The following is a 23952-nucleotide window of genomic DNA, read 5'->3' on the forward strand; positions in this document are numbered from 1 at the left end:
TATTCGGCTAGTGTGGCGGTTCGGAAATTCGCTTTGTTGCAGCTGCGAGCTCACCAAGCGAATTTCCAAACCGAACCACACTAGAATTATAAAGTTGCTAGTGTCCTTTCGAATCCGAAGTTCGCAAAGAAGCCGCTACAAAAGCAGGCGAACTTCGGATTCGGGACACTAGAACAGCCTGAACGCCACGATGAAACCGAGCACCAGAACACCGGTCCCGAGCGCGACCCACAGACCAAGACGTTTCTCGATCGTCGTACGAATCCAGGTGCCATAACGATTGAGCAGGATCGCGACGATGAAGAAGCGGCCGCCACGCGCGATCACCGAGAACAGTACAAACAGCCAGATGTTGTAGTCGGCGAACCCGGACGTGATTGTGACAATCTTGTAGGGGATCGGCGTCAGGCCTTTCAGCAAAATGATCCATGCGCCGTATTCGGCATAGGACGCGCGAAAAGCTTCGACCTTGTCGCCGTAACCGTAGAGCTGGATCAGCCACTGCCCGACGGAATCGTAGAGGAGCGCCCCGATCGCATAGCCGACGACACCGCCGGCGACCGACGTGACCGTGCAGACCAGCGCGTAGAGCCATGCCCGCTGCGGTCGCGCCAGCGACATCGGAATCAGCATGACGTCGGGCGGAACGGGGAAAAACGAGCTTTCGGCAAAAGACACCGCCCCCATCAACCAGAGAGCATAGGGCTTATGGGCGGCGGCGATGCACCAGTCGTAGATACGTCTCAACATGGGGGCGATGAACCATCCCTGCACGGTTTTGTCCATGCGGGGCCCGGTGGATTGAAGGAAAGGCTAGCGGCGTTTGCCAGCGCGCCCGCCCTGCAGCGCGACAATTGGTCGCCGGGACGCCCGCGTGGCTGCGGTATCTTGCGGGACAAGAGCAGCCGATTGCGACGAGTTCTTGTTCGTGGAGACTTTGGGGAGTTTCTCGGCGATGCCCAGCAGCCGTTCCCGACGATCCATCTCGTCCCAGACATCCTGGGGCCGAACCCCGGCTCCGGCCCAAAGCACGGACAGATTGTAGAGCAGATCGGCACTCTCGCGGATGACCGCATCAGGCTTGCCGTTGACCGCGTCGATCACGACCTCGATCGCCTCTTCCGCGAGTTTCTTGGCCATTTTGGACGGGCCGCGTTTCAGCAAGCGAGCCGTGCGCGAGGCCGCGGGATCGAGATCCCTGGCTGCGATCACCGCCTGATAAAGCCGCTCCATCGAATCACTCATGACACCAACGTACTGGAAAGCTGTCGCCATCGTATTAACGGCAATATGGTGTCGCACGGCCCAAACGCAAAAATTCGCCGGGATTGCTCCCGGCGAACCTGGTCAAATCAGTGGTAACGGCATCAATAGCCGTAATAGGGGCGGCCGTAATAAGCCGGGCCACCGTAGTAGTGACGGCCGTAATAGGGACTGCCGCCGTAATAGTACTGGTCGCGGTAATAATCGCGACGGCGCTGATCGGCGGCAATTGCGCCCATGGTCCCGAGCGCGAGGCCCATGAACGCCAGACCCGCCGCATTTCCGCTGTGACGGCGGTAGTGACGATGCCGCTTGCGAGCGCTGATATCGGTCGCCGCGCTGGCCGCGGTGCCATTTTCAGCCACCGTGGAAGACGCCGGTCTTGCCTGAGCCAGTTGCGGTTCGACCGCTGTCAGAAGCAGGGCGGCAGCCGTTGCCAGCGCAATACCCTTGCCGATCCTGGAAAGCGAAACTGTACCCATTGCAATATCCTCACGGTTTCCCCGGCTCACCCGAGCCAGTCAGAAGGAAAACCCATAATTCCATCTTAGGTTCCGCATCCTGAATGCAACCCCAACGATTATTGGCGAAATCCGGGCAATCCCTGCTATTCAGATCAGCGCAGCGTCATCAAACAAACATATCAGTTTTACCAAACGTTCTCTCACTCCAGTTCACCTCGTCCGGTCGCATGAACCCGAGCCTCAAAACGCCAGCGAACCGCCTCCTGATTACGATCGTCGCCGCGCTCCTGTGCATGGTCTGCGGCGCGGCGTCGGCCGCGACAGCGATCCGGTTCACACTGGACCGCCCGATCGACGGCGCCGCTGCGCCTTTCATCGTGGCCGCGGACAACGGCCTGTTCGCAGAGGAGGGATTGAACGTCACGACGAACGTTGCCGCCGGATCGAAAGACGCGATCGGCCGCGTTGCCGCCGGGACCAGTGACATCGCCCTCGCCGACCTCAACGTGCTGATCCGCCTGCGCGACAACGACAAGATGCCGGCAGTGAAAGCGGTGTTCGTGCTGTTCGACACGGCGCCATACGCCCTGATCGGGCGCAAAAGCCGCGGCATCGAAAACATCGCGCTGATCGAAGGCAAAACGCTCGGCCTCGTCGACGGTGACCCGGCGGCACGACTCTGGCCGTTCGTCGCAAAACATAACGGGGTCCGGACTGACAAGTTGAAAACCGAGAAGATCAGCGCGGCCGTTCGCGAGCCGCTGCTTTCTGCCGGACAGGTCGATGCTGTCAGCGGATTCTCGTTCTTGGCGGCGGTCAATGTCCGCGACCGCGGCGTGCCGGCGGACGATCTCGCCATCCTGCACTTCTCCGACTTCGGCTGCATGGCCTATGGGTACGCGCTGGTCGTCAACCCGAAATTCGCCGCCGCTAACCCCGATGCGGTCAAGGCCTTCATCCGCGCCACCATCGCCGGCGTCAAACTGTCGATCAAGCATCCGTCGCGGGCGATCGACAGCGTCATCGCCGGAATGAACGGCGGCGGCTCCCACGACCTCGAGCTTGAACGGCTGCAAACCGTCATCCGCGAAAACATCGTCACCGATGACGTCAAACGAAACGGCATCGGCGCGGTCGCGCCGGCACGCTTCGACGCTTCGGTCGCCGCGATCGCGGAAGATTTCAAGTTTCAAAAGCTACCCGCGCTGGCCGATATCTTCGACGCGAGCTACCTGCCCGCCGAAAGCGCGCGCCAGATCCACTGACGCCACAGCGGAACGCGGCTGTATTCGGCTGCGATCCTCGGCTAGACTGGCACCGTTCGTGCCCGCACCACACACCCTGCCGCGACCGGAATGTCCTTGATCCGCCTCTATCTGCGCGTTCTCGATCTGCTCGGCAAGGAAGCCAGGCTCGGCTGGATTCTCGCCGTTGCGAACCTGCTGCTGGCGGTGGCGCAGTTCGCCGAGCCGGTCCTGTTCGGCCGCATCGTCGACGTCCTGTCCAACAGCACGACATCGGTAAATCCGTCAACGTCGCCGTCAACGTCTCCTTGGCCGCTGCTGGCAGCGTGGGTCGGCTTCGGCCTTTTCACCATCGTCTGCAACGCCGGCGTCGCGTTGAACGCGGACCGTCTCGCCCATCGCCAGCGGCAGGCCGTGTTGACGAGCTATTTCGATCACATCATGCAGCTTCCGCTCACCTTCCACACCGGCACCCATTCCGGGCGACTGATGAAGGTGATGTTGCAAGGCACCGACGCGCTGTGGCGCTTGTGGCTTAGTTTCTTCCGCGAACATTTCGCCGCGATCGTGTCGTTGTTCGTGCTGCTGCCGCTTTCGCTTTACATCAACTGGCGGCTTTCGATTTTGCTGTTCATCCTGTGCGTGATTTTCACCGTGCTGACGACACTGGTGGTGCGCAAGACCTACGGTATGCAGCAGGACGTCGAATCCCATTTCAGCGATCTCGCCGCGCGCGCCTCCGATGCGCTCGGCAATGTCGCGCTTGTGCAGAGCTTCGTCCGCGTCGATGCCGAAGTGCAGGGCCTGCGCAACGTCGCGGATAAACTGCTGTCGGTGCAGATGCCGGTACTGTCGTGGTGGGCGCTGGTCGCGGTGATGACGCGGGCTTCGACCACGATCACCATTCTCGCGATTCTCGTCGTGGGGATCGCTCTCAACAGGCAGGGTCTCGCCACCGTCGGCGAAATCGTGATGTTCGTGAGCTTCTCGACCATGCTGATCCAGAAGCTCGAGCAGGTCGTCAGCTTTATCAACAGCGTCTTCATGGAAGCGCCGCGGCTGCGCGAATTCTTCGACGTGCTCGATGCGGTGCCTGCGGTGCGCGACCGGCCCGACGCGATGGACCCCGGCCGCCTTCAGGGTCTGGTGGAATTCGACGACGTTTCGTTCTCCTATGACGGCAAGCGGCCCGCCGTCGAAGACCTGTCCTTCACGGCATTGCCGGGCCAGACCATCGCGCTGGTCGGCGCCACCGGAGCCGGAAAATCGACCGCGATCGCGCTTCTTCATCGCGCCTTCGATCCGCAATCGGGCGTCATCAAAGTTGACGGCATGGACGTCCGCGCCCTGACCCTCGCCGGGTTACGCCGGAACATCGGCGTCGTGTTTCAGGAAGCGCTGCTGTTCAACCGCTCGATCGCCGACAATCTGCGCGTTGGCAAGCCTGACGCGACCGACGAGGAGTTGCGCGCAGCCGCCGCCGGCGCACATGCGCTGGATTTCATCGAACGCGCCGAACAGAAATTCGACACCAATGCAGGCGAACGCGGACGAATGTTGTCGGGCGGTGAACGCCAGCGCCTGTCGATCGCACGCGCGCTGCTGAAGGATCCGCCGATCCTGATCCTCGACGAGGCGACCAGCGCGCTCGACGCCGTGACGGAGGCCAAGGTGAATGCGGCGCTCGATGCCGTGATGAAGGGCCGTACCACATTCGTGATCGCACATCGGCTCTCGACGATCCGCAATGCCACGCGAATTCTCGTCTTCGACAACGGCCGGGTGATCGAGAGTGGAACTTTTGACGAACTGGTCCGCAAAGGCGGCTATTTCGCCGGTCTCGCCAAGGCACAATTCATGGTGCAGCAGGCGACGCATACCGGCCGTCCGTTGCCGCCAGATGCCGCGGAAATCACGAGACCGGAGTGAGGAAGGGTGTGGGCATCGTCGAAATTTGGCCCATTTCATGGCCGATTGAAGCGGTGACCACTGTTCCGGGTCCCCGAGCCGGTATAGGCTTTGGGCAATGCCACATTTGCTTCTGATGGCATGTCCGCATCGAGACCCTGATCGCAAAAATACAACGACACAGCTTCCTTCAGGCACGCCTCATAGGACCGGAAACGAATAGTGGCTTTTCTCGCTCTGCCTCATCTGTCGTCGCTCCGCCGCCGCGCTGCCATCCTTGGCATGGCGCTGCTCGCGGTCGGCTTGCTCGCCGCACCGCGCCCGGCCGGTGCGGAAGCGCTGCTGCTGATCGAGGCGGACACCGGCAAGGTTCTGCAAGCCGAGAACGCCACCTATCCCTGGTATCCCGCGTCCATCACCAAGCTGATGACAGCCTACGTCACGCTGACCGCGGTGAAGCAGGGACGCATCACACTCGATACGCTGCTCACTGTTTCTCCGAACGCGACAGCGCAGGCGCCCTCGAAGATGGGTTTCCAGCCCGGCACGCAAGTGACCGTCGATAACGCGCTTAAGATGATGATGGTCAAGTCGGCGAACGACATGGCCGTGGTTCTCGCGGAAGGCGTCGGCGGTTCGATCGACGGCTTCTCCGCTGAAATGAATCAGGCCGCGCAGCGCCTCGGCATGACGCAGACGAGCTACGTCAATCCCAACGGCCTGCCGGCTGACGGACAGATCACCTCGGCGCGCGACATCGGAATCCTGGCGCGCGCGATCTTCCGCGACCTGCCTGAATACTCGTACTTCGTTCACATCCCCGCGATCAAATTCGGCCGCCGCATCACCCGCAACTTCAACAAGCTGATCGGCCGCTATCCCGGCGCCGATGGCATGAAGACCGGATTCATTTGTGCCTCGGGATTCAATCTCGTCGCCTCTGCCACCCGCAACAACAGGCATCTGATCGCGGTGGTGCTCGGCGCATCGTCGTCGGCACAGCGCGCGCTCAAGGCTGCGCAACTGCTTGAGCGAGGATTCCAGGGCAACAAGCTCGCGTGGCTGAAACCATCGCTCGGGACTGTCGACGCTCTCGCCCCGATCGACGCCTCGCCGCCGAACCTGCGCGAGGAGATGTGCGGCCCGAAGCGCAAGCGGCCCGCCGCCGAAAACGAGGACGACGATGTCGAGATCAGCGCGTCGGACATGTCCAGCCCGGTGGCAATGTTCGCTGCCGGTAGCCTGCAGGCGCCCGGCGTGAAAATGTCCGATCTGCTGGCGGGGCCTGCCGCCGCCGCGACCCCGGTGATTGTTTATACCGGCCCGACCAAGACGGGCGCCGCCCTTGCAGCGGCCGATGCCGCCGAGGCCGAGAAACAAACCCCGCGGGCACGCGCCAAGAAGGGTAAAAAGGCCCATCAGGACAATCCGAAGATCGCGGCCAAGCCGGACAACAAACCCGATACCAAGTCAGACCCGAAAACAGCCGCGAAGCCTGCTGCCGCAAAGCCGGCCCCGACGGCGAAGCATCCCGCCAAGCCTGCCGCAACCGCGGATTCCAAATCCAGCAAGACGGCCGCGGCAAAACCCGCCCCGCACAAGCCTGCAGCCAGCACAGCCGCCGCAGCGCCCAAACCTGCCGCCTCCAAGCCTGTTGCCGCGAAACCTGCTGCGGCCAAGCCTGCCGCCACCAAGCCCAAAGCCGACAAGAACGGCACCGGCTCCGCTGGGCAAAAGACCGCCGGCGCACCCCGCTGAGATCATCGCGCAGGCGCGCATGGCCGCCGAACAACGGCGCCATCGCATCATTTCATCAAGCCTCATTCGGATTGCGTCGTTAGCGCGCACCGGCTTGCTATGCCCTTCACTTCGCTCAATACTTCGGGGAACCAGGCATCCTGCTTCAAGAACAGGGGCCACGAGGAAACATGCTGAGGGGAAGTGCCAATGGAACGTATCTGGCTCAAGCAGTATCCGGCTGGAGTGCCCGCCGATATCGATGTTTCGCAGTACGCGTCTCTGGTCGAACTGCTTGAGGAAAGCTTCACGAAATTCCGCGACCGCCGCGCTTTCATCTGCATGGACAAGGCGATCACCTATCGGGAGCTCGACGAGATGTCGAGCGCGCTCGGCGCCTTCCTGCAAGGCAAGGGGCTGAAGAAGGGCACTCGCGTCGCCATCATGATGCCGAACGTTCTGCAGCATCCGATTTCGTCGGCGGCGATCCTGCGTGCCGGCTATGCCGTGGTGAACGTCAATCCGCTCTACACGCCGCGCGAGCTGGAGCATCAGCTCAAGGATTCCGGCGCCGAAGCCATCATCATTCTGGAAAATTTCGCGCACACGCTGGAAAAGGTGCGGGCGAATACATCGGTGAAGCACATCATCGTGGGATCGATGGGCGATCTGCTCGGCCTCAAGGGCCTGCTGGTCAACTTCGTGGTTCGCCGGATGAAGAAAATGGTTCCGGCATTTTCGATCGCTGGCACGATCGGCTTCAACGAGGCGGTCGCGGCCGGCCGCCGCATGAAACTGAACAAGCCCACCATCACGCAGGACGACGTCGCCTTCCTGCAATACACCGGCGGCACTACCGGCGTATCGAAGGGCGCAACGCTGCTCCACCGCAATATTCTCGCCAACGTGCTGCAGAACGACGCCTGGCTGCAGCCGGCGCTGCGCAAGCCGCCGCATGTCGATGAACTGTTCATCGTCTGCGCGCTGCCGCTGTATCACATCTTCGCGCTCACCGCGTGCTTCCTGCTGGCGATGCGCGCCGGCGGCGTCAATCTTCTGATCCCGAACCCGCGCGACATGGCCGGCTTCGTCAAGGAACTGATGAAATATCAGGTCAATAGCTTCCCTGCGGTCAACACGCTCTACAACGGGCTGCTGCACACGCCGGATTTCGACAAGGTGGATTTCTCGAAACTCAAAACATCGTTCGGCGGCGGCATGGCCGTGCAGAAGCCGGTCGCCGACAAATGGCTGCAGGTCACCGGCTGCGCGCTGTCGGAAGGATACGGGCTGTCGGAAACCTCGCCGACCCTGACCTGCAACCCTGCCGACACCGATGCCTTCAGCGGCTCGATCGGATTGCCGGTGTCATCGACCTACATCTCGATCCGCGACGACGACAACAACGAGGTCCCGCTCGGTGAGCCGGGCGAGATTTGCGCCAAGGGTCCGCAGGTGATGGCGGGTTACTGGAACCGTCCTGAAGAAACAGCAAAGGTGATGACGCCCGATGGCTTCTTCCGCACCGGTGACATCGGCATCATGGGCCCGGATGGATACACCAAGATCGTCGACCGCAAGAAGGACATGATTCTGGTCTCCGGCTTCAACGTCTATCCCAACGAGGTCGAGGAAGTGATCGCCAGCCATCCGGGCGTTCTGGAATGCGCGGTGATCGGCGTCGCAGATCCGAAATCGACCGAAGCCGTCAAGGCTTTCGTGGTCAGGAAGGATCCGAACCTGACCGCGCAGGATGTCATCAAGTTTGCGGCGACGCAGCTCACCAATTACAAGGTGCCGAAGCACGTCGAGTTCAGGACGGACCTGCCAAAGACCAACGTCGGCAAGATCCTGCGCCGCGAACTGCGTGACGAGAAGCCCGCGGCTGCCGCGGCGGCAAGCTGACGCGAGGTTTTCGGAACTGATGACTTCATCGAACGTGACACCGGACGACATCCTGACCTTCTGGCGGGATGCCGGACCGGATCGTTGGTACGCCAAGAGCGCCGCCTTCGACGACAGCATACGAGATCGCTTTCTGGGCGTATGGGAGAAGGCGCACGCTGGCGATCTGGCGTCATGGGAAACCACCGACGAAGGAGCACTGGCGCTGATCCTTGTGCTGGACCAGTTCTCGCGCAACATGTTCCGCGACGATCCGCGCGCTTTTTCCGCTGACAGGCTGGCGCGCGATGTGGCAAACCGCGCCATCGCACGGGGCGTCGATCAGCGCATCGACACCAGCCTGCGCGCGTTCATGTATCTGCCGTTCGAACATTCCGAGGATATGGCCGATCAGGAACGCTGCCTCGCGCTGTTTCGCGCTCGGCGATGCGGACAGCCTGAAATGGGCCGAACTTCACACCGACATCATTCGCAAGTTCGGGCGCTTTCCTCATCGCAACATCGCGCTCGGTCGCCAGACCACCGCCGAGGAGGCCGCTTTCCTCGCCGATGGCGGATTTTCCGGCTAACGCATTTTCGAGCGAAGCGGATACCGTCGCGTGAAGAAAACGCGTCACGAGAAAAATCCATAGCGTCGTTTCACGTCCGTCAGAAGCGACGCCATGGCGGCCGCCATCCAACCAAATCCTTGCTATTCCGCGTCGAACCGTCGCGCGGCTCGCTGCCGACCGGCTCACTGCCGATTCCTGGGATCAACGGTCGTGTCATTCATGGAAGCTGACAGCGCCTCTGGAGCGCAGCCTGCGGGTTTGATCGCTCGCCTGCGTGGGCTGCTGGGCGGCACCGCCGAAGCCTCGCTGACCAAGCGTCTCGCCGGGACCATCTTCATCATCCGCGTCATCAGCGCTGCCCTTGCCTATCTCGCGCAGATTCTGCTCGCACGCTGGATGGGCGGCTCCGACTACGGCACCTACGTCTATGTCTGGACCTGGGTTCTGCTCCTCGGCAGCGTGATGGATTTCGGCATCGCCGTGTCCGCCCAGAAAATCATTCCGGAGTATCGCGCCAGCGGCGAACTGGCGCTGCTGCGCGGCTTCCTCTCCGGCAGCCGCTGGATGACCTTCGGTGTCTCCAGCATCATCGCGCTGCTGCTCGCAGGTCTGGTCAAAGCCATATCGCCATGGATCAGCGAGCAGGACATCGTTCCGCTTTACATCGGCTGCCTCACTCTTCCGGCCTTCGTCGTCGCCAACACCCAGGACGGCCTCGCCCGATCGCACGACTGGATGCGGCTCGGCCTGATGCCGCAATTCATCATCCGACAGTCGCTGATCATCGGCTTCACCGCCGGTGCGTTCGTGCTCGGGATGCAACTCGGCGCGACGCTGGCGATGGCCGCGAGCGCCGCAGCGGTATGGATCGCGATGATCGGCCAGATGATCGTTCTCAATCGCCGCCTGCGCGGCAGCGTCGATCCCGGGCCCAAAGCGTACGACATGCCGAACTGGCTGAAAGTCTCGCTGCCGATCATGATGGTCGAAGGCTTCTATCTGCTGCTGTCCTACACCGACGTGCTGGTGCTGCAGCAATTCCGGTCATCGGAAGAAGTCGGCATCTACTTCGCGGTGGTGAAGACGCTGGCGCTGGTGTCGTTCATCCACTACGCGATGTCGGCCACCACGGCGCACCGCTTCACCGAATATCACGCGTCAGGCGACACCGAACGACTCTCGGCTTACGTCGCGCACGCGATCAAATGGACGTTCTGGCCGTCGGTGGTGGCCACCGCGGTGTTGCTGGCAATGGGCAAGCCGCTGCTGTGGCTGTTCGGCCCGCAGTTCACCGTCGGCTACGGCATGATGTTCGTCGCCGCCATCGGGTTGATCGTCCGTTCGGCGGTCGGGCCGGTCGAACGGCTGCTCAACATGAGCGGCAACCAGAACAGTTGCGCGATGGCCTATGCTCTGGCCTTCGTTATGAACCTGGTGCTCTGCCTCGCGCTGGTACCGAAATTCGGCGGCTATGGCGCCGCCGCCGCGACCTCGGTCTCGCTCGCTTTCGAAACCGTGCTGCTGTTCTGGGTCACCAAGCGGAAACTCGGGCTGCACGTGTTCGCGTTCGGGCAAAAGCCGAAAGCGGCGGCTTAAGCCGCCGTCCAGCCGCCATCGATCGACAGGTTCGCGCCGGTGATCTGGCTCGCCTCGTCGCTGCACAGATAGAGCGCGAGCGACGCAACCTGATCCGAGGTGACGAACTCCTTGGTCGGCTGCGCCGCCAGCATCACGTCCTTGATGACCTGATCCTTGGTCATGTTGCGCGCCTTCATGGTGTCGGGGATCTGCCGCTCGACCAGCGGCGTCCAGACATATCCGGGGCTGATGCAGTTGCAGGTGATCTTGTGGGTCGCTAGCTCAAGCGCGACCGTCTTGGTCAGGCCGGCGATGCCGTGCTTGGCGGCGATATAGGCCGACTTGAACGGCGAAGCGACCATGGAATGAGCCGAAGCAGTGCTGATGATCCGGCCCCAGCCGCGCTTCTTCATGCCGGGCACCGCGGCGCGGATGCCATGAAACGCCGATGACAGATTGATGGCGATGATCGCGTCCCATTTGTCGAGCGGAAACTCCTCGACCGGGGAAACGAACTGGATGCCGGCATTGTTGATGAGAATATCCACCGAGCCGAACGTCTTCTCTCCGAGCGCGACCATGTCCGCGATTTCGGCTGGCCGGGTCATGTCGGCAGGAGAATAGATAGCCTTGACCTTGAATTCGGTCTCGATCGCGGAGCGTTCCTTCTCGATGTCGGCGGCCTCGCCCATGCCGTTGATGACAACGTTGGCGCCAGCCTTCGCCATTGTCCGCGCATACGCCAGCCCGATGCCGCTGGTCGATCCCGTCACCACCGCCGTTTTGCCTGTCAAAGACACCATCGCTCGCTCCTGATTTCACATCTGCCGTCGCGTCATGGCGGCACGGGGCACCGTGGCGTCAGTTCGCTGTGGCGTCAATGTCAGGAAAGCAACGAGCGATCAATCCCGTTTTACGGGCGGTCGGGTGCGGCGAGGATCAGGGTCCAGAACACCTTGTATTTGGTGTTCGGCGCATAGGCCGTGGCGATGCCCATTTTCGTGACGCCGCCCGCCAGCATGTTGGCGCGGTGAGGCGGCGAATCGCGCCAACCCGAAAAAGCTTCCGCCAGCGTATGGTAACCCGCTGACACGTTCTCGACCGCCTTGGAGGCATCGAACCCGGACGCTTCCACGCGCTTCTTCAGCGGCCCGGCAACATTGTGATCGAGCTTGTTGCGACTCGCCATCGCCTGCGATTGGGCCTCAGCGGCCTTCATCAGTTCCGGGTCGATGACGACAGCGCCCAGACCGTTGTTCTGGCGATAACCGGTGATCATCGATGCGGCCATTGCCGCGTCGACACGGGCGCCTGCGCTTGCCATACTTTTGTAGAAAGCAGGCTGTTCCGTCGAGGGCTCGTAATTGCCCGCGCAACTCATCAGCAACAGCAGGCCGACAACAGCCCCCACCAAACGCAGCATCGCGATCCCCAAATCAATGACGGATCGTTGTTGCACAGGAACAGTGGCTGAAAAGTGAACGAAGGGGCTGCCTCACCAACCAGAGTTCGAAACTTCAGGCTGGTGTTGCGAAAATCCGGTAACGGCGGGGCTGCAGACTGACGGTCTCACCGGTCTGGAGATCGCGGTCGCGCGGCGCATCGATCTCGATCAGCATTTCCTCGCCATTGACCTGCAGGGCAACGTCCGCCCGCTGGGTCGGACCGAATGCGCGGACACGTTTGACATCTCCCTCGATCACGCCGTTGCCGGGCGCGAGGATCGCGACGTCATGGCGACGGATGAACAGCCGGGACGGCCCCGACGCCATCTCGCGAGACGCCAGATTGAGCACCTTGTCGCCCAGATTGACCCGGCCATCGCACACCTTCACCGGCAGGATGATCGATTCGCCAATAAAGCTGTGAACGAACGCTGTCGCCGGATTGTCGTAGACCTCGCTTGGCGTGCCGATCTGCTCGATCCTGCCCTTGTCCATCACCACCACCCGGTTGGCGACTTCAAGTGCTTCTTCCTGATCGTGGGTGACGAAGATCGATGTGACGTGGATTTCCTCGTGAAGCTGGCGCAGCCAGCGCCGCAGTTCCTTGCGGACCTTGGCGTCCAGCGCGCCGAACGGCTCGTCGAGCAGCAGGATGCGCGGCTCGATCGCCAGCGCCCGTGCCAGCGCGATGCGCTGACGCTGGCCGCCGGACAACTGGTTCGGATAACGCTCGGCAAGCCAGTCGAGCTGGACCAGATCGAGCAGTTCCTTGACGCGCTTGCGGATGCGCTCCTCGCTGGGGCGAACGGCGCGCGGCTGGACGCGAAGCCCGAACGCGACATTTTCAAATACGTTCATATGCCGGAACAGCGCGTAATGCTGGAATACGAAACCGACATGCCGCTCGCCCGCACCGCGCGCCAACGCATTTTCGCCGTCGAAGCTCACCGTGCCGGCATCCGGCCAATCGAGCCCGGCGATAATCCGCAACAGCGACGTCTTGCCGGAGCCGGACGGTCCCAGCAACGCCACGAGTTCACCGCTGCCGACCTTGAGATCGACGCTGTCGAGTGCCGTGAAGGAACCGAATTTCTTCACGATGTTGCGAACTTCAATCGTCACTTGGCACTTGCCCCTGTTCGAGACGGCTTTCGAGAACGGTTTTGATGACCAGCGTGACCAGCGCCAGAAATGCCAGCAGCGAGGCGATCGCGAACGAGGTCACGAACTGGTACTCATTATAGAGAATTTCAACCAGCAGCGGCATGGTGTTGGTCTCGCCGCGGATGTGACCAGATACCACAGACACCGCGCCAAATTCGCCCATGGCGCGGGCGTTGCAAAGCAGAACGCCGTACAGCACGCCCCATTTTATGTTCGGAATGGTGACGCGCAGGAATGTCCGCAGGCCAGACGCGCCGAGAGAAATCGCGGCCTCTTCTTCCTGCGTCCCCTGCTCCTGCATCAGCGGTATCAGCTCCCGCGCCACGAATGGGAAGGTGACGAACGTGGTTGCCAGAACGATGCCGGGGACGGCGAACAGGATGCGAATATCGTGCTCGTTCAGCCAGGTGCCGAAATAGCCCTGCGCGCCGAACAACAGCACGAACACCAGACCGGCGATCACCGGGCTGACCGAGAACGGTAGATCGATCAGCGTGATGAGAAGTGTCTTGCCGGGAAACTCGAACTTGGCGATCGCCCACGCCGCCATGACCCCGAACACAAGATTGAGGCTGACGGATATCACGGCGACAAGCAACGTCAGGCGGATCGCCGACAGGGCCTCCGGATCCGACAAGACGGCAAGATAGTCGCCGACGCCCTTGGAAAACGCCTGACTGAAGACCACCAGCAAAGGCAGGACGACAAAAATCGTCAGAAACGTTACCGCCACGCCAATGATGACCAGCCGCACAAGAGCCGGCTCGGTTCGCGCGTCCTTCATGTAGAGGCGGGTTGGCTCAGTCCAGCTCATCTTCGATTGACCAGTTTAGAAGGCATCGGCAGCACGGGTCTGAGCCCAGCGCTGAACGCGGTTGATCGCAAGAATAATGAGAAACGAGACCACCAGCATGATGACGGCAATCGCGGTTGCATCGGCGTAGCGGAATTCCGACAGCCGGATGACAATGAGCAGCGGAGCGATCTCCGAGACATTCGGCAGGTTGCCGGCGATGAAGATCACCGAGCCGTACTCGCCGACCGCACGGGCAAAGGCGAGTGCGAAGCCGGTGAGAATAGCCGGGGTCAGGCTCGGCAGTATCACCTTGGTGATGACATGCCAGCGATTGGCGCCAAGGCTGGCCGCCGCTTCCTCTACTTCCGCCTCAAGATCCTGCAACACCGGCTGCACGGTGCGCACGACGAATGGAAAGCCGATGAAGATCATCGCTACAAATATTCCGAGCGGTCTGAACGCCACCTTGATACCGAGTTCGGCAAGCGGCGCGCCGAGCCAGCCCTTTTGCGCGAACAGCGCGGTCAGCGCGACGCCGGCCACCGCAGTCGGCAGCGCGAACGGAATGTCGACGATGGCGTCGAAAATCCGGCGGCCCGGGAACCGGTAACGCACCAGCGCCCAGACGATGATCAATCCCATCACCAAATTCACAAGCGACGCGGCGAAGGCGAGCCCGAACGAAATCCTCAAAGCGTTGAGGGTGCGGCGGCTGGTGAGGATTGCCACAAACTGGTCGAAGGACAGTTCGTAGGTCTTGAAGAACAGGCCGGCGAGCGGAATGAGCACGACAATCGAAAGCCATGTCAGAGTCAGCCCCATGGTGAGGCCAAACCCCGGCAATGTCCTCTTTCGTCCTGACCCTCCGCTCACGGTGCGCTCCTGCGTCAGCTTTCCGGAATCAGTTCTTGTAGATCTGATCGAAAACGCCACCTTCGCTGAAGTGTTCCTTCTGGGCCTTGGTCCAACCGCCGAACATGTCGTCGATCGTAAAAAGATCAACCCTTGCAAAGTCGGCGGCAAACTTCTTCGCAACCTCCGGGTCGCGCGGCCGGTAGTAATTGCGCCCCGCGATCTCCTGACCTTCCTTGGTATACCAGTACTTGAGATAAGCTTCGGCCACGGCGCGCGTGCCTTTCTTGTCGGCGACCTTGTCGACGATCGCGACAGGAGGCTCGGCGAGAATCGACAGCGACGGCGCGACGATCTCGAACTTGTCCTTGCCGAACTCTCTTACCGCCAGGAATGCTTCGTTCTCCCAGGCCAGCAGCACGTCACCGACGCCGCGCTCGACGAAGGTCACGGTCGAGCCGCGCGCGCCCGTATCCAGCACCGGCACGTTCTTGAAAATATTGCTGACGAATGCCTTTGCCTTGTCTTCCGAGCCGAACTTCTTCCGCGCATAGCCCCACGCCGCAAGGTAATTCCACCGCGCGCCACCCGATGTCTTGGGGTTCGGCGTGATGACGCTGACACCCGGCTTGATCAGATCGTCCCAATCCTTGATGCCTTTTGGATTGCCCTTGCGGACCAGAAACACAATCGTCGACGTGTAAGGCGACGAATTCCGCGGCAGACGCTTCTGCCAGTCCTTGTCGAGGAATCCCTTGCTGGCGATCGCATCGATGTCGTAGGCCAGCGCAAGCGTCACAACATCAGCCTGCAATCCGTCGATCACCGAACGCGCCTGTGACCCGGAGCCGCCATGAGACTGCTTGATCTCGACGGTCTTGCCGGTTTCTTTTTGATAGGCCGCGACGAAGGCCTTGTTGAAATCGGCATAGAGCTCACGCGTCGGATCATAGGATACGTTGAGCAGCGAGATATTCGCAGCGTAGGCGGAGCTAGCCCACAGCACACTGACTACTACGAGAAAAATGCGGCGAACCATTTTGATCTCCATCTGATCCGGCAGCATCAGCCCGCCGAAGGCTCGCGCGAAACTCGGGAAGAACCGCGCTCAAGTCAACGAAACGCGATTTCATAGTTCCGACGGTTGCAGAGCGAACATCCTACGAAGTCTTCGTCACGTGGATGCCGCATTCCGTCTTGCCCTTTCCGCGCCATCGGCCTGCGCGAGGGTCCTCGCCGGGCAGTGTCCGGCTCGTGCAAGGCATACATCCGATCGATGCGAAACCCGATGCGACAAGTGGATGCGCGGGGAGATTCATCGTTGCATAGAGAGCCTTCAATTCATCCTGCGTGACGTTCGCCAGCGGATTGAATTTCAGACGTTCGCCGTCGGCCTCCACCACCGGAATCGCGGCGCGATCTCCGCCCTGAAAACGCTTGCGGCCATTCAACCACGCTTCGAACGGGGTGAGCGCGCGCGCCAGAGGCTCAACCTTGCGCAGGAAGCAGCAACGATCCGGGTTCGATAACCATAGCTCGCGATCCTTGTCCTCGCGATCGAGATCGGCTTCGAGCGGATGAATCGTGCGAACGTCCTGCAGCCCCAGCAGCGCGGTCAGGGTATCGCGATAAGTCAGCGTTTCCTCGAACAGCCATCCGGTATCGAGAAACACAACAGGAATCGCAGGGTCGACGTCAGCGACATATTTCAGGAGTGCTGCGGATTCAGTACCGAACGACGACACCACCGCGAGCCTGCTGCGCCCCACCACTTTAAGCGCCGCTGAAATCACTTCAGCGGGCGCCGCCTGCTCCAGGTCGCGATCAAGCCGTTCAGCCAGCACCGTCGTCAAGGTCGACGCCGGGCCAGACTCGGACAGGAATGATGGGCTTGCTGAGGTCATGGGTTGGCGCCGGCGATATTGAATCCGAGGCGCCGACGGAACGCGGGGACACGGCCGTCGCCGGTCGGCTGATAGAACACCGAATAACGCTTCGCCACGCCCGCGAAGGCCTCGGCATCGCTGTCCTTCTTGACGCTGAAGGTATCGAAGCCGGCACGCAGCATGAACACGAACTGATCGCGCAGCACCTGACCGGTCGCCCGCAGTTCGCCGCGATAGGCGTATCGCTCCCGCAGGATTCGCGCCTGCGAATAGGCACGGCCATCCTTGAAGGTCGGAAACACTAAACCCACCACCGCAAGCTGCGAAAGACACGGCACCAGATCGTCGAGATCGCGATTGTTCGGCCAGATCACCCCGACCTTGCCGTCGCGGGCAAGAATTCCGTCGGGATCGGCGAGAAACCGCGCGGCAGAAATCAGAATTCCCCCGCGATCCGGGATGGAATCCTCATCGGCGAGTGCAACGAACTCGTCATCGACGACATGATTTCCCTTAACGAGTGGCATAGACCCGCTCCTTGAATGGCGTGACGCCGAGGCGCTTGACGGCATCGACAAACAGCTCATCGGGGCGCTGGCGCAGCGCGAGATAGGCCTCGACGATATCCTCGACGACGTCGGCCACCTGATCGTAAGGCACGGCTGGTCCGATCAGCGTGCCGAGCGCGGCATCCTCGTCGGCGCGGCCGCCGATTGTCACCTGATAGAATTCCTGCCCGTTCTTCTCGACGCCGAGAATTCCGATGTGACCGACGTGATGATGACCGCAGGCGTTGATGCATCCGGAAATATTGATGTGTAATCGCCCAATCAGCGCGGCGGTATCCGGATTGGCGAAACGGCGCGTCAGCTCCTGCGCGATCGGGATCGATCGCGCATTGGCAAGCGAGCAGTAATCCAGCCCCGGGCAGGAAATGATATCCGACACCAGATTGACATTGGCGGTCGCGACGCCAACCTGATCCAGCGCGCGCCACAGCGCCGGCAGATCGCGCTGCGCGACATGAGGCAGCGCCAGATTCTGCTCGTGGCCGACACGGATTTCTCCGAACGAATATTTGTCGGCAAGATCGGCAATCTCGTCCATCTGTTTGGCTGTCGCATCGCCGGGCGTGCCGCCCACCTGCTTCAATGGCACGGTGACGATGGCATAGCCCGGCACCTTGTGCGGCGCGACCGAGTTCTTGTGCCACGCCTCGAAGTTCGGATTCTGCGCCGCCTTGCGTAGCTGCTCGGGATTGTCAGCGAGCGTCTCGTAGGCCGGATAGGTGAACCGCGAGCGGATATCCTCGATCTCGGGGTCGTTGAGCGTCAACGCGCCGTTACGAATACGACGCCACTCTTCCTCGACCTCCTGCTTGAATCTCTCGATACCAAGCTCGTGGACGAGAATCTTGATGCGCGCCTTGTAGATGTTGTCGCGGCGGCCGTACTGATTGTAGACCCGCAGGATCGCCTCGACATAGGTCAGGATGTCGTGGCGGCTGACGAATTCGTTGATGGTCTTGGCAAGAAACGGCGTGCGGCCGAGACCGCCGCCGACCATCACCTCGAAGCCCGCCTCCCCTTCCGCGTTGCGATAGATGCGCAGGCCGATATCGTGAATTCGGATCGCCGCGCGGTCCTGTTCGGACGCGGTCACGGCAAACTTGAATTTGCGCGGCAGGAACGAGAACTCCGGATGCAGCGTCGTGTGCTGCCGCAGGATTTCCGCCCAGATGCGCGGATCCTCGACTTCGCCCGGAACCACACCGCCCCATTGGTCCGCGGTGACGTTGCGGGTGCAGTTGCCGCTGGTCTGGATGCCGTGGATTCCGACCTCGGCGAGGTCGGCCATCGCTTCCGGCAGATCGGACAGCTTGATCCAGTGAAACTGGATGTTCTGACGCGTGGTGAAATGACCATAACCGCGTTCGTATTTTCGCGCGACATGGGCAAGCCGGCGCAACTGCGCCGATGACAGGGTGCCGTAGGGAATCGCAATCCGCAGCATGTAAGCATGAAGCTGCAAATAGACGCCGTTCATCAGGCGTAGCGACTTGAATTCGTCCTCGGTCAGCTCGCCGGACAGGCGGCGCGCGACCTGATCGCGAAACTCGGAGACGCGTTCGTTGACGATGGTACGGTCGAGTTCGTCGTAAGCATACATCGGGATGCCCCTTAGGCAGACAGCCGCAGCGAAAGGTGACGCCCTCGGCGCGAATGTGCTCGCGCAGATTTCCGGGTGCGATTTTTCCATCTTTCCTGATTTCGACAGGAGCGATATAGGGGCCGATCGCAACGATCCCGTCGGCGACGGATTCCGCCAGCAGCGCGCGCGCGTCTTCGACTGTCCGCACGATCGCAGCGTCCGCAATCGTCGTTGACCAGCCATGCGCCGCCGTCCGGTAAACCACCGCGCCATCGCGCGTGCGGTTCGCCGTCACCATCGACGGACCCGTGACCCTGATTTTCTGATCGAGAGGAGACGTCATTCCGCGGCTACGCTCAAATTGGAGAGTTGAAGAAGTTCGGCGCGCTGCCATGGCGCGGACTGCGCAACGACATCACCGATGATGAGAATGGCCGGACCGGCTTCGACCTGCTCAGCGAGCACGGGAAGCTCGTCGAGCGTACCGACCACCGACCTGGCATCCGGGCGCGTGACCCGCGCGAACACGCCGACCGGCGTCTTCGGTGAGCGGCCAGCCGCGAGCAGTCCATCACGGATCGACGGTGCGGCGGTGATGCCCATATAGACGACTACCGTCATCTGGACGTCCGTCAGTGCCGACCAGTCGACAGCTTCGGCGTCCTTCACCTTGTGCGCAGTCAGGAAGGTGATGCGCAGCGCCTTCTGGCGGAAGGTCAGCGGCACTTCGGATTCCGCAGCAGCGCCAAGGCCTGCGGTGATGCCGGGAATGATGGTGTAGGGAACGCCTGCCTCGCGCAACGCCGCGATTTCCTCGCCGCCGCGCCCGAAAATAAACGGATCGCCGCCTTTCAGCCGCACCGCGCGCTTGCCGGATTTCGCCGCTTCGATCAGCAGGCGATTGGTCGCGTCCTGGCCGATGCCGGGCTTGCCGATACGGCGGCCGACCGATACCCGCGCGGCGTCGCGGCGCGCACGGTCAAGCACTTCGGGTGAGACCAGGTCATCATAAAAAACAACGTCCGCATCCTGTAGCGCGCGCAGCGCCTTGACGGTCAGAAGGTCCGGATCGCCGGGACCGGCGCCGACCAGCGTGACGAAGCCCGCGCCGTTGGCCGAGGCGAACGCCGATGGATCGGAAATATTCTCAAGCTCCGCCTGCGCATCACCCGCGCGCCCGGCGAGAATCGCGGCACCGATCGGGCCATCGACGACGCGCTCCCAGAACCGGCGGCGCAGCGACGTATCTGGAATTCTTCCGTGAATGGTTTTGCGCCAGCGCCCGATGAAGGTCGCCAGATCGCCGATGCGAGCAGGCAGCAAAGCCTCGATGCGCTCGCGCACACGCCGCGCCACCACCGGCGACGTGCCGCCAGTGCCGACCGCGACCACCACATCGCCGCGATCGACGATTGCAGGAAAGATGAAGGTCGAATGCTGAAGATCGTCCATCACGTTGACCGGCAACCCGACCGCCTTTGCCCGCGCCGACATCGCCTCGCCAACGGCGCCGGCCCCGGCACATAGAATCGCGATGACGTGCGACAGATCTGCCGTCAGTGGATCGCCGTCGGCGCGTTCCAGCCGCGCAGACGACTCCGCATCGAGACCGGAAACCTCGTGGTCACCATCGGTCGAGAACCAGCGCACCCGTGCGCCGGCTGACATCAACAGCCGAAGTTTGGCGCGGGCCAATTCGCCGGCCCCGACCAGAACGACCGGTCCGACCTGTAAATCAAGAAACACTGGCAAAAAGCGCATCGGAACTCTGCTTCCCCAATTACAGGGTTGACTGAAATTATTTTCTATATATCTATCTTCAAGTCGCCGCAAAGAGAAAATTATTTCTTCTATTTTGCAACGCAACCGTGGAAGTTTTTGCCACCAGACGCCCAGCGGCAGAGATGCATCTTCTCGTGAACGATCTTCGTCTGAGTCATCATCAAGAACCGTGCCATGCTCGACTGGTGCGGATGGCCGACTGGCGGATGACGGAAACCGCTCCCGACAGGGGTCGAACACCCGCGTCCGCCGCTCAGCCGATCGGCGAATGCCTCCGGCCAAAGACACGATCGAACGGCCAGGCGATGGCCTCCCGGTCGAGCCGGTTTCGCATCCCGCCTGCCAAATTCTCGTCTCTTCAGAAATCGACGGCCCTGCGCATGACGCCCGCGCCGGGCACGGAGTAAGTGATGCAGCCCCACCCATCAATGGATCATCTCGACGAACTCGAGGCGCAGAGCATCTACATTCTGCGCGAAGCTTTCGGCCGCCTCAAAAAGCTGGCGTTGCTGTGGTCGCTTGGCAAAGATTCCAACGTGATGATCTGGCTCGCCCGCAAGGCGTTCTTCGGCAAGGTGCCGTTTCCGGCGATGCACGTCGACACCGGCAAGAAGTTTCCGGAGATGTATGCGTTCCGCGATCACTACGGGAAAGCATGGGACCTCGATCTGCGCATCGAGCCTTGCCCGCCGATCGACGCGGTCGATCCGACATTGCCGCCCGCGGCGCGATCCGCTGCGCGCAAGACCGAGGGATTGAAGCTCGCGCTCGCGAAGTACGGCTTTGATGGCCTGATCGCCGGCATCCGCCGCGACGAGGAAGCAACCCGCGCCAAGGAGCGCGTGTTCTCGCCACGCGGCACCGAAGGCGGCTGGGATGTACGAGATCAACCGCCGGAATTCTGGGACCAGTTCAACGCGTCGCCGCCACCCGGCTCGCATTTGCGGATTCACCCGATCCTGCATTGGACCGAGTCCGACATCTGGGCCTACACCCAGCGCGAGAACATCCCGATCATCCCGCTGTATCTGTCCAACAACGGCAAACGCTATCGCTCGCTCGGCGATTCCGACATCACCTTCCCGGTGGCGTCGAACGCATCGAATATCGACGAAATTCTTGCCGAACTGAACAGCACCAAGGTTCCGGAACGAGCCGGACGGGCGCTGGACCACGAAACCGAAGATGCCTTCGAGCGGCTTCGCGTCGCCGGCTATCTCTGACGCGAACAGTGAGTGCGCGCATGAACATGATCGTCCCCAAGGCAAGTCTCGCAACGCCCAACGGCACCACCCGGCCGCAGGTTCGCATCGTCATCGTCGGCCACGTCGACCACGGCAAATCAACATTGGTCGGCCGCCTGCTGCATGAAACCGGCAGCCTTCCCGACGGCAAGCTCGAGATGCTGAAGGCGATCAGCACCCGGCGCGGCATGCCGTTCGAATGGTCGTTCCTGCTCGATGCGCTGCAGACCGAGCGCGATCAGGGCATCACCATCGACACCACCCAGATCCGTTTCCGCACCCAGTCGCGCGACGTCGTGCTGATCGACGCGCCAGGCCATGCTGAATTTTTACGCAACATGATCACCGGCGCGTCACAGGCCGACGGCGCCGTGCTGATTATTGATGCACTGGAAGGCGTGCGCGACCAGACCCGCCGCCACGGCTATTTGCTGCATTTGCTGGGCGTGAAGCAGGTTGCGGTCGTCGTCAACAAGATGGACCGCGTCGAGTTCAGCGAAGCACGCTTCAATGAGATCAGCGACGAGATTTCCGCTCATCTCACCGGCCTCGGCGTGACACCGTCTGCGATTATCCCGATTTCCGCGCGCGACGGCGACGGCGTCGCTGACCTCACCCCGCGCATCGGCTGGTACAAGGGGCCGACCGTGGTCGGCGCCCTCGATACGCTCACGCCGGCCCGCGCTCTGACTGAGCTGCCGCTGCGCCTGCCGGTGCAGGCCATCTACAAATTCGACGACAGGCGCATCGTTGCGGGACGCATCGAATCCGGTCACCTCGCCACCGGCGACGAAATCGTCATCATGCCCGCCGGCAAGATCGCGAAAATCAAGTCGGTCGAAAGCTGGCCGATCACTCCGATCGCGGGACGCCAGACAGCCGGCCGCTCGGTCGGCATCACGCTCGACCGCGAACTGTTTCTCGAGCGCGGCGACATTATCGCCCACGCCAATACCGCGCCGCGCGACACCCGGCGCCTCCGTGCGCGAATTTTCTGGCTGCACGATGCATCGCTCAAAGCAGGCGCGTCGGTCCTGGTGCGTCTCGGCACCATGGAAACCCGCGCCACTATCGTCGCCATCGAAAAAGCCGTCGATCCCGGCGAGCTTGCCAGCGTCGAGACTGCGGCGATCGCTCGCAACCATGTCGGCGAAATCGATATCTCGCTGGCGAAACCGATCGCCGCCGATCCGTATATCGACAATCCGCGCACCGGCCGGCTCGTCATCGAGGTCAATGGCCGGATCGCCGGCGGCGGTCTTGTGCTCAGCGTCGATGCCGGACAGCGCGCTATCCCGGTCGATATCGTACCGGTCGAGTCGGCCTTGCGACCGGACGAGCGCTCGGCGCGCTATCGCCATTCCGGCGCGGTGATCTGGTTCACCGGCCTGCCCGGCTCCGGAAAATCCACCCTGGCACTTGCGCTCGAGCGTCGGTTGTTCAGCCGCGGCGGCTCACCGATCCTGCTCGACGGCGACACGCTGCGCGCCGGCCTCAACGGCGACCTCGGCTTCTCCGATCAGGACCGCGCCGAAAACATCCGCCGTCTCGCCGAAGTCGCGACGCATCTGGCCCGCAATGGCCACATCGCCATCGTCGCCGCGGTGTCGCCGTCGGCGGCCGACCGGGCCGCGGCGCGCAACATCGCAGACAGCGCGTTCCGCGAAATCCACATTTCGACCCCGGCCGACGTCTGCGAGGCGCGCGATCCCAAGGGGCATTACGCCAAGGCGCGGGCCGGCAACCTCAAGAGCTTCACGGGCATTTCCAACACCTATGAGAACCCGGCGGCCGCCGAACTCGTCATCGACACCTCGACGCGCACCGTCGCCGCGGCGGCCGACGAAATCGAGCGGATGCTCGCCAACAGCGGTGTGCTGTTCGACGAATTGACCGATCTCGCCGCCAATATCTGACGCAACGACAGCCGGTTGAGGCCCGCACGGCCACAACCGGCTTTTCTCGATCCCGTCCAGATCGCC

At 62.0% G+C, this 23952-nt stretch carries 21 protein-coding genes and 1 pseudogene; 8 read left to right on the plus strand and 14 right to left on the minus strand.

From position 1 onward, the window contains the following. Window positions 1–168: 168 nt before the first annotated feature. The 3 genes from ASC80_RS16280 to ASC80_RS16290 form a co-directional block, all read right to left on the minus strand. On the minus strand, window positions 169–750 hold the full coding sequence (locus tag ASC80_RS16280) for a YqaA family protein (RefSeq protein WP_056300838.1): 582 nt from the start codon (window positions 748–750) through the stop codon (window positions 169–171). Between the two features lie 63 nt (window positions 751–813). Beyond that, window positions 814–1245: a phosphoribosyl-ATP diphosphatase gene (hisE, locus tag ASC80_RS16285; protein WP_056300841.1), complete on the minus strand. Its 432-nt coding sequence runs from the start codon at window positions 1243–1245 to the stop codon at window positions 814–816. A 122-nt stretch (window positions 1246–1367) separates the two neighbouring features. Then, window positions 1368–1745 (minus strand): hypothetical protein, encoded by a 378-nt coding sequence (locus tag ASC80_RS16290; protein ID WP_056299353.1) that lies wholly within the window; start codon window positions 1743–1745, stop codon window positions 1368–1370. 209 nt (window positions 1746–1954) lie between these two features. On the opposite strand from ASC80_RS16290, the gene ASC80_RS16295 reads away from it, so the two are divergent. From ASC80_RS16295 to ASC80_RS16320, 6 genes are all read left to right on the plus strand, one after another. Further along, complete coding sequence (locus ASC80_RS16295) at window positions 1955–2992, plus strand: ABC transporter substrate-binding protein (protein ID WP_056299355.1); 1038 nt, start codon at window positions 1955–1957, stop codon at window positions 2990–2992. A 90-nt stretch (window positions 2993–3082) separates the two neighbouring features. After that, window positions 3083–4900, plus strand: coding sequence for a glucan ABC transporter ATP-binding protein/ permease (locus tag ASC80_RS16300; RefSeq protein WP_056299358.1), 1818 nt, complete (start codon window positions 3083–3085; stop codon window positions 4898–4900). 261 nt (window positions 4901–5161) lie between these two features. Continuing rightward, on the plus strand, window positions 5162–6637 hold the full coding sequence (locus ASC80_RS16305) for a D-alanyl-D-alanine carboxypeptidase family protein (protein ID WP_056300844.1): 1476 nt from the start codon (window positions 5162–5164) through the stop codon (window positions 6635–6637). A 189-nt stretch (window positions 6638–6826) separates the two neighbouring features. Beyond that, window positions 6827–8521, plus strand: coding sequence for a long-chain fatty acid--CoA ligase (locus ASC80_RS16310; RefSeq protein WP_056299361.1), 1695 nt, complete (start codon window positions 6827–6829; stop codon window positions 8519–8521). 19 nt (window positions 8522–8540) lie between these two features. Next, window positions 8541–9302, plus strand: coding sequence for a DUF924 family protein (locus tag ASC80_RS16315; RefSeq protein WP_502690977.1), 762 nt, complete (start codon window positions 8541–8543; stop codon window positions 9300–9302). Further along, window positions 9292–10668: a lipopolysaccharide biosynthesis protein gene (locus tag ASC80_RS16320; protein WP_156464456.1), complete on the plus strand. Its 1377-nt coding sequence runs from the start codon at window positions 9292–9294 to the stop codon at window positions 10666–10668. The genes ASC80_RS16315 and ASC80_RS16320 overlap by 11 nt, the downstream gene beginning before the upstream one ends. On the opposite strand, the gene ASC80_RS16325 is transcribed toward ASC80_RS16320, so the two are convergent. The 11 genes and pseudogenes from ASC80_RS16325 to cysG form a co-directional block, all read right to left on the minus strand. Then, window positions 10665–11453: a 3-hydroxybutyrate dehydrogenase gene (locus tag ASC80_RS16325; protein ID WP_056299366.1), complete on the minus strand. Its 789-nt coding sequence runs from the start codon at window positions 11451–11453 to the stop codon at window positions 10665–10667. The genes ASC80_RS16320 and ASC80_RS16325 overlap by 4 nt on opposite strands. Before the next feature lie 110 nt (window positions 11454–11563). Next, window positions 11564–12073 carry a CAP domain-containing protein gene (locus tag ASC80_RS16330; protein WP_056299369.1) on the minus strand — a complete coding sequence of 170 codons (510 nt, stop codon included), beginning with the start codon at window positions 12071–12073 and terminating at the stop codon, window positions 11564–11566. A 94-nt stretch (window positions 12074–12167) separates the two neighbouring features. Next, complete coding sequence (locus ASC80_RS16335) at window positions 12168–13217, minus strand: sulfate/molybdate ABC transporter ATP-binding protein (RefSeq protein ID WP_056299371.1); 1050 nt, start codon at window positions 13215–13217, stop codon at window positions 12168–12170. Then, on the minus strand, window positions 13207–14073 hold the full coding sequence (gene cysW, locus ASC80_RS16340) for a sulfate ABC transporter permease subunit CysW (RefSeq protein ID WP_056299373.1): 867 nt from the start codon (window positions 14071–14073) through the stop codon (window positions 13207–13209). Before cysW ends, ASC80_RS16335 begins: the two co-directional genes overlap by 11 nt. Before the next feature lie 15 nt (window positions 14074–14088). After that, on the minus strand, window positions 14089–14898 hold the full coding sequence (gene cysT / locus ASC80_RS16345) for a sulfate ABC transporter permease subunit CysT (RefSeq protein ID WP_502690986.1): 810 nt from the start codon (window positions 14896–14898) through the stop codon (window positions 14089–14091). A 58-nt stretch (window positions 14899–14956) separates the two neighbouring features. After that, complete coding sequence (locus ASC80_RS16350) at window positions 14957–15946, minus strand: sulfate ABC transporter substrate-binding protein (protein ID WP_056300846.1); 990 nt, start codon at window positions 15944–15946, stop codon at window positions 14957–14959. Between the two features lie 121 nt (window positions 15947–16067). Continuing rightward, complete coding sequence (locus ASC80_RS16355) at window positions 16068–16811, minus strand: phosphoadenylyl-sulfate reductase (protein WP_056299381.1); 744 nt, start codon at window positions 16809–16811, stop codon at window positions 16068–16070. Beyond that, complete coding sequence (locus tag ASC80_RS16360; protein WP_056299384.1) at window positions 16808–17320, minus strand: DUF934 domain-containing protein; 513 nt, start codon at window positions 17318–17320, stop codon at window positions 16808–16810. Before ASC80_RS16360 ends, ASC80_RS16355 begins: the two co-directional genes overlap by 4 nt. Then, on the minus strand, window positions 17307–18962 hold the full coding sequence (locus tag ASC80_RS16365; RefSeq protein WP_056299387.1) for a nitrite/sulfite reductase: 1656 nt from the start codon (window positions 18960–18962) through the stop codon (window positions 17307–17309). The genes ASC80_RS16360 and ASC80_RS16365 overlap by 14 nt, the downstream gene beginning before the upstream one ends. Before the next feature lie 34 nt (window positions 18963–18996). After that, a pseudogene (locus ASC80_RS23220) lies at window positions 18997–19287 on the minus strand (DUF2849 domain-containing protein); the annotation flags it as partial. Then, window positions 19284–20705 (minus strand): siroheme synthase CysG, encoded by a 1422-nt coding sequence (cysG, locus tag ASC80_RS16375; RefSeq protein ID WP_056299391.1) that lies wholly within the window; start codon window positions 20703–20705, stop codon window positions 19284–19286. The gene cysG and the pseudogene ASC80_RS23220, both read right to left, overlap by 4 nt. Before the next feature lie 431 nt (window positions 20706–21136). Here cysG and cysD point away from each other — a divergent pair, with 431 nt between their 5' ends. Together cysD and cysC are read left to right on the plus strand one after the other, a co-directional pair. Continuing rightward, window positions 21137–21949, plus strand: a complete 813-nt coding sequence (cysD, locus tag ASC80_RS16385; protein ID WP_056299395.1) for a sulfate adenylyltransferase subunit CysD — start codon at window positions 21137–21139, stop codon at window positions 21947–21949. 20 nt (window positions 21950–21969) lie between these two features. After that, the gene (gene cysC, locus ASC80_RS16390) at window positions 21970–23886 is read left to right on the plus strand and encodes an adenylyl-sulfate kinase (protein WP_056299398.1); all 1917 of its coding nucleotides are present in this window, start codon (window positions 21970–21972) and stop codon (window positions 23884–23886) included. The last annotated feature ends 66 nt before the right edge of the window (window positions 23887–23952 follow it).

Source organism: Afipia sp. Root123D2, assembly GCF_001425835.1.
Lineage (GTDB): Bacteria > Pseudomonadota > Alphaproteobacteria > Rhizobiales > Xanthobacteraceae > Afipia.